Annotated in this window: 15 protein-coding genes; all 15 read left to right on the top strand. The window is 36.1% G+C overall.

The window, feature by feature from the left end:
* Position 1: 1 nt before the first annotated feature.
* The 15 genes from fliR (at position 2) to rpsB (ending at position 14574) form a co-directional block, all read left to right on the top strand.
* Positions 2 to 781, top strand: coding sequence for a flagellar biosynthetic protein FliR (gene fliR / locus AAIB49_RS00700; protein ID WP_343456924.1), 780 nt, complete (start codon positions 2 to 4; stop codon positions 779 to 781).
* A 1-nt stretch (position 782) separates the two neighbouring features.
* On the top strand, positions 783 to 1862 hold the full coding sequence (gene flhB / locus AAIB49_RS00695) for a flagellar biosynthesis protein FlhB (protein WP_339215298.1): 1080 nt from the start codon (positions 783 to 785) through the stop codon (positions 1860 to 1862).
* Positions 1863 to 1881: 19 nt separating this feature from the next.
* Positions 1882 to 3918, top strand: a complete 2037-nt coding sequence (gene flhA, locus AAIB49_RS00690) for a flagellar biosynthesis protein FlhA (RefSeq protein WP_343456923.1) — start codon at positions 1882 to 1884, stop codon at positions 3916 to 3918.
* A complete protein-coding gene (gene flhF / locus AAIB49_RS00685; protein WP_343456922.1) occupies positions 3915 to 5039 on the top strand; it encodes a flagellar biosynthesis GTPase FlhF in 1125 nt (374 codons plus the stop codon). Before flhA ends, flhF begins: the two co-directional genes overlap by 4 nt.
* Positions 5029 to 5904: a MinD/ParA family protein gene (locus tag AAIB49_RS00680; protein WP_343456921.1), complete on the top strand. Its 876-nt coding sequence runs from the start codon at positions 5029 to 5031 to the stop codon at positions 5902 to 5904. Before flhF ends, AAIB49_RS00680 begins: the two co-directional genes overlap by 11 nt.
* A gap of 5 nt (positions 5905 to 5909) precedes the next feature.
* A complete protein-coding gene (locus AAIB49_RS00675) occupies positions 5910 to 6962 on the top strand; it encodes a protein-glutamate methylesterase/protein-glutamine glutaminase (RefSeq protein WP_343456920.1) in 1053 nt (350 codons plus the stop codon).
* Between the two features lies 1 nt (position 6963).
* The gene (locus AAIB49_RS00670) at positions 6964 to 8997 is read left to right on the top strand and encodes a chemotaxis protein CheW (protein ID WP_339215288.1); all 2034 of its coding nucleotides are present in this window, start codon (positions 6964 to 6966) and stop codon (positions 8995 to 8997) included.
* A 27-nt stretch (positions 8998 to 9024) separates the two neighbouring features.
* Positions 9025 to 9495, top strand: a complete 471-nt coding sequence (locus AAIB49_RS00665; RefSeq protein WP_339215286.1) for a chemotaxis protein CheW — start codon at positions 9025 to 9027, stop codon at positions 9493 to 9495.
* A gap of 5 nt (positions 9496 to 9500) precedes the next feature.
* Complete coding sequence (locus tag AAIB49_RS00660) at positions 9501 to 10136, top strand: chemotaxis protein CheC (protein ID WP_339215284.1); 636 nt, start codon at positions 9501 to 9503, stop codon at positions 10134 to 10136.
* Complete coding sequence (locus AAIB49_RS00655; protein WP_343456918.1) at positions 10133 to 10627, top strand: chemotaxis protein CheD; 495 nt, start codon at positions 10133 to 10135, stop codon at positions 10625 to 10627. Before AAIB49_RS00660 ends, AAIB49_RS00655 begins: the two co-directional genes overlap by 4 nt.
* Before the next feature lie 48 nt (positions 10628 to 10675).
* Positions 10676 to 11446: a FliA/WhiG family RNA polymerase sigma factor gene (locus tag AAIB49_RS00650; protein ID WP_339215280.1), complete on the top strand. Its 771-nt coding sequence runs from the start codon at positions 10676 to 10678 to the stop codon at positions 11444 to 11446.
* Positions 11447 to 11478: 32 nt separating this feature from the next.
* Entirely contained in the window at positions 11479 to 12849 is a 1371-nt protein-coding gene (locus AAIB49_RS00645; RefSeq protein ID WP_339215278.1) for a DUF342 domain-containing protein, read from the top strand.
* 56 nt (positions 12850 to 12905) lie between these two features.
* Positions 12906 to 13211 carry a hypothetical protein gene (locus AAIB49_RS00640; RefSeq protein ID WP_343456917.1) on the top strand — a complete coding sequence of 102 codons (306 nt, stop codon included), beginning with the start codon at positions 12906 to 12908 and terminating at the stop codon, positions 13209 to 13211.
* Positions 13212 to 13218: 7 nt separating this feature from the next.
* Positions 13219 to 13665, top strand: a complete 447-nt coding sequence (locus tag AAIB49_RS00635) for a helix-turn-helix domain-containing protein (RefSeq protein WP_339215274.1) — start codon at positions 13219 to 13221, stop codon at positions 13663 to 13665.
* Between the two features lie 159 nt (positions 13666 to 13824).
* The gene (gene rpsB / locus AAIB49_RS00630; protein WP_211741479.1) at positions 13825 to 14574 is read left to right on the top strand and encodes a 30S ribosomal protein S2; all 750 of its coding nucleotides are present in this window, start codon (positions 13825 to 13827) and stop codon (positions 14572 to 14574) included.
* The last annotated feature ends 113 nt before the right edge of the window (positions 14575 to 14687 follow it).

Below are 14687 nucleotides of genomic sequence, written 5' to 3'. Positions count from 1 at the left end.
AATGTTAGAGCTAATTAATATAAATAGTTTTCCAGTCTTTTTACTTATATTAGTCCGTGTATTAGGGTTCTTTGTTACAATGCCTTTATTTTCTTATCGAACCATTCCAGTACAATTTAGAATTGGTATTAGTGTGTTTTTAGCTTTTATCATTTTTTATACGGTTGATCCATCTGGAATTATGTTCGATGAATTATATTTATTTTTGATTATAAAAGAGGTACTTGTTGGGGTTCTAATAGGACTAATTGGCTATATTATCATTTCAGCTGTTCAAGTTGCTGGTGGATTAATAGATTTTCAAATGGGGTTTGCTATTGCAAATGTCATGGATCCACAAACAGGTGCACAAAGCCCGATAACAGGACAATATTTCTATATTATCGCATTATTATTCTTATTATCGGTTGATGGTCACCATATTTTAATAGATGGGATTGTTAATAGCTATTCGTTTATCCCAATAGATGCATTTATTCCGTTTGAAAACGGGAGTATTGCAGAGTTTGTCATAAGGGCATTTAATAGTATGTTTCTTATAGCTTTCCAAATAGCGGTTCCTATTGTTGGCTGTCTGTTCTTAGTAGATGTTGCCTTAGGAATTATTTCTAGAACGGTACCCCAACTAAATGTATTTGTAGTGGGATTACCATTAAAAATATTAGTAAGCTTTGTTGCAATTCTAGTTTTCTTAAGTCTCTATATCGTTCTAGTAAAAAATCTATTTCGTTATATGTTTGAAGTTATTCAAGGGTTAATGATGTTATTTGGAGGTGCTTAATATGCAATTACGATTGGATCTCCAATTTTTTGCTGGAGAAAAAACAGAAAAAGCAACTCCAAAGAAACGAAACGATGAGAGAAAGAAAGGGAGAGTAGCAAAAAGTCAAGATGTAAATACAGCCTTTTTACTACTATTTGTTTTAATCATGATGGCGGTATTTGGAAGTTTTATGAAGGATAATATGCTTGCCCTCTTCCAACATACATTTACTGAGTTTATTCATTGGGAACTTACCGAAAAAAACGTCTTTCAGCTGTTTAAAGAAATTATGTTGGAATTCGCTAAAATAGTGGGACCAGTAATGATTATAGCGGTGGTAGCTGGTGTTGGGTCTAATCTAATGCAAATTGGGTTTTTATTTACAACAGAGCCATTGAAATTCGATTTAAAGAAAATTGATCCCATTCAAGGTGCAAAACGCATTTTTTCATTACGTGCACTTGTAGAATTATTGAAGTCATTTTTAAAAATAGTTGTTATAGGCTTTATCACATTCTTTGTTATTTGGCTATTTAAGGACGACATGCTCATGATTGCGTTTAAAAATGCGGAGAACGCACTTGCCTTTTTCGGAAGGACAACTTTAATCATGGGAATTGCAGCAACGATAGCCTTACTGTTCTTAGCGGTATTTGATTATACTTATCAAAAATACGACTTTGAGAAGAACATCCGAATGTCGAAGCAAGACATTAAGGATGAATATAAAAATATCGAAGGTGACCCTTTGATAAAATCGAAAATAAAAGAAAAACAAAAACAGATATCGATGCGTCGTATGATGAGTGAAATTCCTAATGCCGATGTAGTAATTACAAACCCTACGCATTATGCAATTGCCATTAAATATGATGAAGAAAAAGCAAGTGCTCCTTATGTTGTAGCAAAGGGTGTAGATCATATTGCATTTAAAATCCGTGAGATTGCCAATGCAAATAATGTGATCACTGTAGAAAATAGACCTTTAGCAAGGTCACTTTATGCCTCGGTAGAGATTGGTGAGGTAGTTCCAGAAGAATTTTATCAAGCGGTTGCTGAAGTATTAGCATATGTATACCGCATGGAGAAAAAAGTTTAAACCTTAAGGAGAGACTTCCATGAAAGCCCGTGATTTTTCCGTTTTAATAGCTGTAATAGTAGTCATTATCATGTTAGTCATCCCACTACCTGGATGGCTACTCAGTGTACTTATCTTAATTAATATTATTCTGGCACTAATCGTTCTATTAGTTTCCATGAACACGCAAGAGCCACTGCAGTTTTCGGTATTTCCAACCCTTTTACTATTACTAACTTTGTTTAGATTAGCGCTGAATGTCTCTACAACACGATCCATTCTAAGTAATGCTGAGGCTGGTGGTGTTGTGGATACGTTCGGTACGTTTGTTATTGGAAACAGTCCACTAGTTGGATTTGTCGTGTTCGTCATTCTTGTCATTATTAACTTTTTAGTTATTACGAAAGGCTCAGAACGTGTATCAGAAGTTGCAGCTCGATTCTCACTGGATGCGATGCCAGGAAAACAAATGAGTATTGACGCAGATTTAAATGCGGGACTTATTTCAGAGCAAGAAGCAAAAGATAGAAGGAAAAAGGTAGAAAATGAAGCGGATTTTCATGGTTCTATGGATGGTGCAAGTAAGTTCGTAAAAGGTGATGCCATTGCTGGTATCATTATTGTTCTCATCAATATTTTATTCGGAATTACAATTGGAATGATGGACAAAGGTTACACGTTTCAAGAGGCGATTGATACGTATATGCGATTAACAGTAGGGGATGGATTAGTTAGTCAAATACCTGCCCTATTAATCTCTACTGCTACAGGTATCGTGGTGACTCGTAGTTCTGCATCCGGTAATAATTTAGGTAGTGATGTTGCAGAGCAATTATTGCAATATCCTAAGTTATTACTAATCGCTGCAGGTACTATATTCTTATTAGGTCTTACTCCAATCAACTTTTTCTTAACAACGATTATAGCTCTTGTTCTGGCATTAGGTGCTTACCTTATGATGCGTAAGCAAAAAATACCAGTTGTGAAAGATGAGGAGGAAGAAGATCAAGCTGAAGGAACTGCGATGAAAACGCAAGAAAATGTTATTAATCTACTTAACATGGATCCAATTGAGTTCGAATTTGGCTATGCCCTTATCCCTTTAGTTGATGCGAAACAGGGAGGGGACCTATTAGATAGAGTGATTATGATTCGTAGACAATTAGCAATTGAATTAGGTATTGTTATTCCAGTTGTACGAATACGAGATAATATTCAACTGAATCCGAATGAGTATCGATTGAAAATTAAAGGGAATGAAGTGGCTTCGGGCGAAATTTTACTCGATCATTATTTAGCTATGACACCTGATATGGATAATGATGTCATTGATGGTATTGAAACACAGGAACCTGCTTTCGGATTACCAGCTAAGTGGATTAGTGAAGAAAATAAAGATGAAGCGGAATTGTCTGGCTATACCGTGGTAGACCCTCCTTCTGTTGTATCGACCCATATTACCGAAGTGATAAAACGTCAAGCACATACATTATTGGGTAGACAAGAAACAAAAGAATTGGTCGATCACTTAAAAGAAAGTTATCCAATACTAGTAGAAGAGACTACACCGGATCCGTTATCGATTGGAGATATACAAAAGGTGTTAGCTAAACTACTTAGAGAAAATGTATCGATACGAAATTTGCCTATCATTTTTGAAACATTAGCAAACTTTAGTAAGCTAACGAATGATCCAGAGCTACTAGGAGAATATGTCAGACAAGCATTATCTGCACAGTTGACTAAGCAATATGCTAATCAAGATAATTCATTAAAGGTAATCACCGTCTCTGGTAAGGTTGAAAAAATAATGGCGGATAATATTCAAACGACAGAACATGGTAATTATTTAGCATTAGACCCTGATTCACAACAGTCTATTATAAAAGCAATTAGTGAACAGGTAGAGAATTTAGCACTTCAAGAAGAGAATCCAGTTATATTGTGTTCGCCAGCAATTCGAATGTATTTAAAGCAATTACTAGACCGATTTCTACCTCAAGTTGTCGTATTATCCTATAACGAGCTTGAACCTACTGTACAAGTTCAAAGTGTTGGAGTGGTGAATATAGCATGAAGGTAAAAAAATATGTAGCACCAACAATGCCTGAGGCAATGAAGCAAATTCGGAAGGAACTAGGAGCCGATGCGGTTATTTTAAGCTCGAAGGAAATCCAAGATGGTGGATTTTTAGGATTCTTTAAGAAAAGGAAAATTGAAGTAGTTGCAGCACTGGATCATAATCCTATCGTCTCAAAGTCTAGAACAAATGAGAAATTAGGAGTACGCCCTACTCGTCCATCTAAGCTGAAGACTTCCATTGAGACAGAACTTATCTCGGAAATGAAGAACATGCGTCGTATGCTAGAGAACCAATCAAGTCAGCAAAATCCTTCATTATTCCCGTTAGAATATCAAGTAGTATATCAGCATTTACTTGATCAAGAAGTAAAAGAAGACTTAGCTACCTCGATTGTGATGAATGTGGTAGAACGTCATAGAGAAAACAAAGTATTACCAGATTCTCTAACGATTATACATGATGTTAAGAAGGAAATGGAGGACCAACTAGCTGGTCTTTCCTTCGAGGGGATTTCTGAAAATGCGAAAATTGTACACTTTGTTGGTCCAACAGGTGTAGGAAAAACGACAACGATAGCAAAAGTAGCTGCCAAAAGTATCTTACAGGACAAAAGGAAGGTCGCTTTCATCACCATGGACACATACCGAATTGCAGCGATTGATCAACTGAAGACGTATGCCAAAATCTTAAATACACCTGTCGAAGTGGCTTACTCAGTAGAAGATTATAAGAATGCAGTGGAGAAGTTAAAAAATTATGATTTAATTCTAGTTGATACTGCAGGAAGAAACTATCGGGATGAACAGTATGTGAAGGAATTGTCCGCTAACCTTAAGCAGCAAGAAAACGTCGCCCATTATTTAGTACTATCGTTAACGGCAAAACCGAAAGATATTTCTGATATTTATTACAACTTCCGTCACATCAATATGGAAGGGCTAATTTTTACAAAAATAGATGAAACAAGACAATATGGAAGCTTACTCAACATTCCTCTAGGAGAAAAAATCGGAATAGCTTATCTAACAAATGGTCAAGAGGTACCAGATAATATTTTGAATCCAACAAGAGAATTCATTAGCGATTTATTAGTAGGTGATTTATTTGATTCGTGATCAAGCAGAGGGCTTAAGACGAAAACTAGAGGAAGCATCAAATAAACCAATACAAGCGAAAACAATTTCTTTTGTAAGTGGAAAGGGTGGCGTTGGCAAAACCAATATTTCTGTAAATTTCTCTTTAGAGCTTTGTAAACAGGGGAAAAAGGTCCTATTAATCGATTTAGATATCGGGATGGGTAATGTAGAGATACTACTTGGTCTTCAAGCAAAGAGAACCATTGTCAATTTACTTCAGGACCAATTACCTATTTATGATATTATGGAACTAGGACCAAATAATCTAAAGTTTATTGCCGGAGGAGCAGGGCTGACTGATATTTTTTCTGTGGATCAGGATAAGATGAACTACTTTCTAGCGCAATATAACCATGTTCTAGCATCATTTGATTATATTATATTTGATATGGGAGCGGGTGCCACTCAATCTAGTATGGATTTTGTTTTAGCATCAGATGAATGTATTGTCATTACGACGCCAGAACCAACTTCCATAACAGATGCATATAGCATGATTAAATATATTGCAAGTTACAATAGAACATTGCCAATACAAGTAGTTCTAAACCGTTCAGATAATCTTAAGAAGGGCAAAACAACGGTAACTCGATTTCAGAAATTAATAGAGCAGTTTCTTGAAATAGATGTAAAAGTACTTGGCATATTACCCGAGGACAAAACAGTGACAGCTTCTGTTATTCAGCAGACTCCTTTTTCCATTAGCAATGACAAATCATCTATTGCTAAATCTATTAAGCAGCTAGTAGATAGCTATTTAAATAGAAAAGTAGAAACCAGTATAAAGGAATCTTCTACTTTTGTTGAAAGACTAAAGGGTCTATTAACTATAAAAGGAAGGTGAGGATAGTGACTCCCATTCGCGTAATCGTGATCGATGACTCGGCATTTATGAGGAAAATGATTACCGATATACTAGAAAGTGATAGTCGTATACAGGTAATTGCAACAGCTAGGAATGGGGAAGACGGACTGAAGAAAATACAGGAGTTAACACCAGATGTCGTAACACTAGATGTTGAAATGCCAGTCATGGATGGCATCACTGCTCTGACACAAATCATGGATTCCAATCCATTACCGGTAGTTATGCTATCTAGTTTAACAAAGGATGCAACAAATAGTACATTACAAGCGATTACGAGTGGTGCTGTAGATTTCATCACGAAGCCATCAGGTTCGATATCCTTAGATATCGCTACGATTAAGCAAGAAATTATTTCAAAAGTAATTGCTGCCTCACAGGTTGATGTAACCAAAAAACGTGAGACTACAGAAACACCTACACTAGTTGCTACAAAACAGTTATATGCCAAGACACTAGTATTAATAGGTGCATCGACCGGTGGTCCACGGGCACTGCAGCGGCTAATAATGGACCTACCTAATGATTTTTCTAGTCCAGTACTTATCGTACAACATATGCCAGCTGGATTTACGAAGTCATTAGCTGAACGATTAAATAATCTCTCCGCATTACATATAAAGGAAGCAACACATGGAGAAATCATAAAAGAAAGAACAGTTTATATAGCACCAGGCGATTACCATATGAAAATTAGAAGAGTAGGCACTTCCCATGCTATTGAACTGACACAAGAAAAGGAGAGAGCAGGGCACCGCCCAGCAGTTGATGTGCTTTTTGAATCTGCGGCTGAAATAGCTCGTATGAATAAAATTGCAGTCGTGCTGACCGGAATGGGGAGTGATGGTTCATTAGGGATTGAACGATTAAAAAATCATGATCCTGATGCCATTGTATTAGCTGAATCCGAGGAATCAGCAATTATTTATGGAATGCCAAAAGCAGCAATTAAAACAAATGCTGTTAATTATATAGTTCACTTACATCAAATGGGAGAAATGATTTACAAGTTAACCAATAGATCTGGGGGGATGTAAAATGGATACTACACAATATTTAGATGTTTTTATCGATGAAAGCAATGAGCATATAGAAGTGCTCTATAAGAAGTTATTAGAATTAGAGAAGGACCCTAACGAGAAAGCTATCATAGAAGAGATTTTCAGAGCCGCACATACGCTTAAAGGTATGTCCGCAACAATGGGTTATAATGACTTAGCAACGTTGACCCATACACTCGAAAATGCATTTGATGCAATACGCTATGACCGTGTTCAAGTACAGTCTGATATGATTGATTTATTGGTTGATACGGTAGATCACTTAAATACGATGGTAGAAGATATTGCAAGTGGTGGAACTGGTTCACTAGATGTAAAGGAAATTGCTAGCAAACTAGAAATGATTGAAAAAGGTACGCCTATTTCAGAACCGAATAAAGAGATTAAGGTGGAGGTTGAATCTCCGGCAATATCCAATGTTTTTACAAACTTAGATGCGTTTGAGTTATCTATTTTAAATGAGTCAAAAGAACGCGGATTCCAAAATTACGAGATCACAGTTCGATTACGCGAGGATTGTTTATTAAAAGGTGCACGAGTCTTCATGGTTTTTGAAGTCCTTGAGCAACTAGGGGAAGTAATCAAGTCTGAGCCTTCTGTTAATGATTTAGAAGAGGAGAACTTTGATGACACATTTTCTGTCATTTTAGTAAGTAATCAAGATGCAGACGAAATCGTGAAAAAGATAAAAAAAGTATCCGAAATAGAGGAAGTTTCGATATCTGATTTTTCTGTTAGCGATTATCGAGAAACAAATGAGAGTGAAGTAATACCAACACCAACAGAAGAGGAAAATACTTCTGTAACGGAAAATAAGGTTGAAAAGAAAGATAAGGAGCAAGAAACGAAAAAAGCATCCCACAATAATAAAACGATTCGCGTTAATATTGATAAATTAGATGTACTAATGAATTTATTTGAAGAGCTTATCATTGACCGTGGAAGATTAGAACAAATTTCAGTAGATTTACAAAATGCTGATCTGAAAGAAACAGTGGAACGCATGGCGAGAATATCAAGTGATTTACAAAACATTATTCTTACAATGCGTATGGTACCAATTGATACCGTATTTAGTAGATTCCCTAGAATGGTTCGTAAACTAGCTAGAGACTTAAACAAACAAATTGATATCGAAATTATCGGTGCAGATACAGAGTTAGATCGAACGGTAATAGATGAAATCGGTGATCCAATTGTTCACTTGCTAAGAAACGCTATTGACCATGGGGTAGAATCTCCGGAGGAAAGAATTCGTAAAGGGAAGCCTGAGAAAGGTACGATTGAATTAAAAGCATATCATAGCGGAAATCATGTTTTCATCGAAATCTCCGATGATGGTGCCGGAATAAATAAGGATAAGGTCTTACAAAAAGCGATTAACAATGGCATTTTGACAGAATCCGCTGCAGAAGGGTTATCCGAACAACAAATTTATGAATTAATCCTAGAAAGTGGATTTTCAACTGCCGATAAAATCTCTGATATTTCGGGTCGTGGTGTCGGACTTGATGTTGTGAAAAATACAATTGAGTCACTAGGTGGACGTATTTCCATTGACTCAGAATATAATAACGGTTCGGTGTTCTCGATTCAATTACCACTTACCCTAACGATTATCTCGGCATTGTTAGTTGAATTAAATAAAGAAAAGTATGCCATTCCGTTGTCTTCTATTATTGAAACGGCAATTATCTCAAAAGAACAGATTTTATCAGCACATCATAAGAAAGTTATTGATTTTAGAGGAAAAGTAGTTCCGTTAGTAGATTTAAAAGGTATCTTTGGTGTGGAACAAGAAGCAGCCCCAGATGAATATACATCGATTGTGTTCGTGAAAAAAGGTGAAAAGATCGCAGCGCTAGTCGTTGACTCATTCATTGGACAGCAAGAAATCGTCTTAAAATCACTAGGATCATTATTAAGCAATACGTTTGCCATCTCTGGAGCTACTATTTTAGGAGATGGAGAAGTGGCATTAATTATTGATAGTAACGCAATTATTAAATAAGGAATTTAAAATTGAGGGGGAAAAGAAATGAGTAATGAAACAGTAACGGAAAAGAAAGTGATCGTATTTCAATTAAAGGATGAAGAATTTGCAGTATCTGTACAACAAATTGGGTCAATTGAGCGTATCCAAACCATTACACGCGTGCCCAATACGGCACACTTCGTAAAAGGGGTCATTAACTTAAGAGGTGTTGTGACACCAATCATTGATCTTCGTTCTCGTTTAGGAATAGAAGAGGCAGAATATACGGAATCCACTCGTATTATCATCGTTAATTTAGAAGATATGGAAGTAGGATTGATTGTAGACGCAGCTAATGATGTAATTGATATTTCAACCGAAACAATTGAACCTGCACCAGAAGTAATTGGTGCTGTTAATGCAGATTATATCGAAGGTGTAGCTAAGCTAGAAAACCGATTATTAATTTTGCTAGACCTTAGAAAGGTTCTAACGAACGAGGAAATTAACGAGTTGAAAAATGTAGAAGGTTAAATCATATGAATTATCAACAGCTTTCCCATATACAGCTAGACGCATTAAAGGAAATTGGAAATATTGGTGCAGGTAATGCCGCAACTTCCATGTCAAAGCTGATACAAAAAAAGGTTGACATGGAAGTACCAAGTATTGATATTGTCGCATTTGATGAAGTGATGGAAATGGTTGGTGGTGCCGAAAAAATCATCGTAGGTATTTTATTTCAAATACTGGGCGAGGCACCAGGAATGGTTTATTTATTGTTCTCTATGGAGGAAGCAGAGACGCTTGTACAGGAAATGACAAACAATAGTGAGTTTACGTTATTTTCTGAAGGTGAGCAAGATGAATTAGCTGTCTCTGCTCTTCAAGAAGCAGGAAATATGATAGCTGGATCTTATTTATCCGCGCTTTCTGACTTTACTAATATTAATATGCAACCATCTGTGCCGCATTTTAGTGTAGACATGGCTGGTGCAATTTTGACTGTTGGCTTATTACAGGTATCCGAGGTGTATGATTATGCTATTATCATCAACACGAAAATGAATGATACGGAGAAAGAACAAAAAGGTATAAATGGACAGTTGCTGTTACTTCCATCGCCGGAATCATTCAACAAAATTTTTCAAGCTTTGGGAATTCAAGGATTATGAGCAAACAGTCTGTCGTAAAAGTAGGAATAGCGGATTTAAATATTGTAACAGCGCCTGATGTTATTAGAACGTCAGGATTAGGATCCTGTGTAGGAGTAGTCATTTTTAATAAAAATAAACAAATAGCAGGCATGGCACATGTCATGCTACCAGATTCTAATCTCGGTAAACAAGCGACAATAAATCGATATAAATATGCAGATACCGCTATTGATATCTTAGTTGAAGAACTAATGAGTAGAGGTGTTCGTAAGCCACAATTACAAGCGAAAATTGCTGGTGGTGCACAGATGTTCCAAATTAATACAGGGAATGACATGATGCGAATTGGTAAACGCAATGTAGAGGCGGTTTTGAATAAATTAGCAGAACATAAAATTCCTGTTATTTCCTCTGATGTAGGCGGGAATTTTGGTCGTACAATTGAGTTTGACCCACAGACGGGCCTTTTAAAAATACGGACGATTACCAAAGGTGAACACGTTATTTAATCGTACAAGATCGGATGACAAAAACTAGGACAGGGAGGAGCATTTCCTTTGGGTACAAAAATCTCTCCTCTAGAACAAGATTTATGGAATAAATGGAAATATAATCAAGATGACGATGCAGCAAATCAGCTAATCCAACAGTATATGTATTTGGTTCATTACCATGTAGAAAGAACGATGAGTCATTTGCCAAATAGTGTCATGAAAGATGATATAAAAAGTTTAGCATTATTTGGATTATATGATGCATTAAAAAAGTTTGATCTTGATAGGGATTTAAAATTTGATACGTATGCATCCTTTCGAATTCGAGGAGCCATTATAGATGGATTAAGAAAAGAAGATTGGTTGCCACGTTCTATTCGGGAAAAAACGAAAAAAATTGAACAAGCTACTCAAAAACTTGAGCAGCTATATCAACGAGAACCAACTTCAATGGAATTAGCCAATGCTCTAGATATGTCTGTTCAAGAAGTTGAAACGTACGTAAGGGATTCGCTTTTTGCTAATATGCTTTCTATCGAGGATAAGCCAAAGGATGGTAAATCCGAACATAAAGAAGGGATCGGCTATGCCATTCCAGATAATAAATCGGTTCAACCTGATGAACATGTTGTGAAGAATGAACAATACAAAGATTTAGCTGATGGTATAAAAGGTTTAAAAGAGAATGAACAAATGATTATTAGTCTTTTTTATCAAGATGGATTAACCTTTACCGAGATAGGACAGGTTCTTGGCTTAACAACTTCTAGAATCTCGCAAATTCATAAGAAGGCAATCTTTAAATTAAGAAACAAGCTTCAAGAAGCTTTATAAGGTTGATGTCTATTTAAAGGAGCAATAACGTAATGATTGATCTTCGTGATTTTTTCAATATAAACATCTCAGCAGATCGTATGATGGCCGAACTCGTATATACTGAGGAGTATCTAGCAAATCAAGAATTGGAAGTTACAGCTGAGTCTGTTATGAAACTACTAGCAGAATATAATATCAAATATGGTATTCAACAATCGAATTTAGACCGATTGCTTTCCGATATTACACTTGATGATTTTCCGTTAATGATTGCAAAAGGAAAAGAACCGATTCACGGAATAGATGGCAAAGTAGATTTTAAGATTAATTTTCATCCTGAGATTGAGAAAACGGATAATTGGAACTTTCGGGATGTTATGCAAATCCCTTCCGTAGAAAAAGGAGACAAGCTTGTAGAAATTTCAATGCCGACTAATGGTGTTGAGGGAATAGATGTGTATGGGAAGGTAGTTTCTAGCAGACCCGGAAAACCAATAAATCTGAAACCCGGTAAAAATGTTCGATATGAGGAGGAAAGTCAATCCTTCTTTGCTGAAGAAGTTGGTCAGGCAAGTATGCATGGGAACCTTATTCAGGTTCACCCTGTATATGAAGTAACAGATACGCTATCGATGAAAGAAGGTAACCTGGACTTTCCTGGAACCATTGTCATTCGAGGAAATGTCCCTTCAGGTTTTAGGGTACATGCCGGGGGAGACGTAAAAATATATGGCATGGTTGAAGCTGCTACTATTTTAGCTAACGGATCGGTTTATATCTCAGAAGGATTTTCAGGTCTCCATAAGGGATTTATGAAAGCCGGCGAGAATATTCATATTGGCTATATTAACCAAGGAATGGTTCAGACGGCTGGAAATTTATATGTTGAAAACTCTATTCTTCATAGTGATTGTGTGGTTGGCCGTGAATTAGTTTGTGAACGAGGTAGTATTATCGGTGGGCAAATATCAGCAGGGGAATCGATTCAAGTGAAACATGTTGGAAATCAAATGAATACCAAAACAGTTCTCGTCCTTGGAAGAAGTCATAAAGAATTAGAAAAGTTAGAGAAACTAGAGGCTGAAAAGAAGGAATTGGAAGATACGCTGGAGAAATTATCTATAATTGGTGATAAATTGAGCCAAACTCCTAATCTTGAATCCAATCCCCAATTGGTTGCGACGTTAAAAAGACAAAAAGCATCCTATGATAAAAATCAAGCACAGTTAAACTCAGTAAACGAACAGCTACGTTCTATGGCTAGCAACTCCGATTTGAATCAGGCTAAATTAACTGTCACTGGAAATTTATATGGTAATACCACCATTACATTTGGTAAATATACTAGAGTAATGAATACGGAACATGCACAAGTGGAATTTGAGCTTCTTCGAAATGAAATCTATATGCGTTCTATTTAACAAATGTTCCAACATTTACTGATAGCTTGTTTGTATAGTGAAGGAAGTGATATAGGATGAGTTGGAAATCTGTTGAAATGCAGGTTGCGCTTCCAAGAACACAAGATGCAGGTAAACTACAAGAACAAATGCTTAAATCAAATCAGCATTTTCAGGAAGCATTGGCCCAGAGTCAAGTAAAACAAGACAATCAAAAACGAAAAAAAGTACAAGAGTTTGATGATATCCAATTCCAAAAAGATGGCCAGAAGGGTAGTCCTATACCAGGGGATAAGAAGCAACATAATCAAGAGGATAACACAGAGCAAGACCCTACATTCAAACACCCTTACCTTGGGAATAACTTCGATATTAGGAGCTAATTAATTTATGACATCATTTTTATTTATTGTGAGCTTTTTATTACATATTATTTCTATTGTAGCTATCTATGCATTAAGTAAACAACTATCCATGAATAAGTCGAATGATAGCTCGGAATTTATAAGTCTCATGGAAAACTATCTAGAAGAAATCAAGGAAGAAAATAGACGCTTGCAGAAGGAATTAGCCAATATCCAGCCCACTGCCAAGAATGTAGATCCCCCTATAAATGTAGAGGATGAACCTTCTTTAATAGTAGAAGAACATGAAGAAATACCAATCAGTGTACCAGGAAGCGATACCGTAAAAGATGAGGTCGAAGTATCCCAGCATTCCAGAATTCTACAGCTATATAAAGAAGGGTTAAACGCCGAAGAAATAGCGCGAAAATTGGGCTGTGGGAAAACAGAAGTAGAATTAATTATAAAGTTTCAAGAAAAAAGTAATATATAGCTTGATATCAATAATTCAGTATGATATATTTATTTCTGGTGTAAATACAAACTAATTATTTATAACCACACACGTTTGTTGATTTGTATAAAATGGTGCCGAATAGGTCTTTATACAGAAATGATGCAAACGGAGGAAAAAACCAAGGAGGAAAAAATAATGTCAGTAATTTCTATGAAGCAATTACTAGAAGCTGGTGTACATTTTGGACATCAGACTCGCCGTTGGAACCCAAAAATGAAGAAATATATCTTCACTGAGCGTAACGGCATTTATATCATCGATCTTCAAAAAACAGTTAAGAAGGTTGAAGAAGCTTATAACTATGTGAAGGAACTTGCTGCAAATGGTGGTACTGTTCTTTTCGTAGGTACTAAAAAACAAGCACAAGATTCTGTTAAAGAGGAAGCAATCCGTTCTGGAATGTACTATGTTAACCAACGTTGGTTAGGTGGTACATTAACAAACTTCCAAACAATTCGTAAACGTATTAACCGTTTAGTAGAAATTGAAAAAATGGAAGAAGATGGAACGTTTGAAGTACTTCCTAAAAAAGAAGTTGTCGGTTTATTAAAAGAAAAAGAACGTCTTGTTAAATTCCTTGGTGGAATTAAAGACATGAAAAAACTTCCAGATGCTTTATTTGTAATTGACCCTCGTAAAGAGCGTATTGCAATTGCTGAAGCACATAAATTAAACATTCCAATTATCGGAATCGTTGATACGAACTGTGATCCAGACGAAATTGATTATGTGATCCCAGCAAATGATGATGCTATCCGCGCTGTAAAACTTCTAACTGGTAAAATCGCAGATGCTATCCTTGAAGTAAAACAAGGTGAAGAACTAGAAGTAGCTGAAGAAGCTCAACCAGAAGAAGAAACAGCTGTTGCAACGGAAGAAGCTTAATTTCTGAAAAGGTCAGGTGATAAGAGGATAAGCCTTTTATCACCTTTTTTAAAGAAGTAAATTTCTAAACCGAAAGCATATTAACAATAACAAAGATAATGTTAATAGAGACA

This window comes from Ornithinibacillus proteolyticus, assembly GCF_039581225.1.
Taxonomy (GTDB): domain Bacteria; phylum Bacillota; class Bacilli; order Bacillales; family Amphibacillaceae; genus Ornithinibacillus; species Ornithinibacillus massiliensis.
This window is presented reverse-complemented; position numbering and strand designations above follow the sequence as displayed.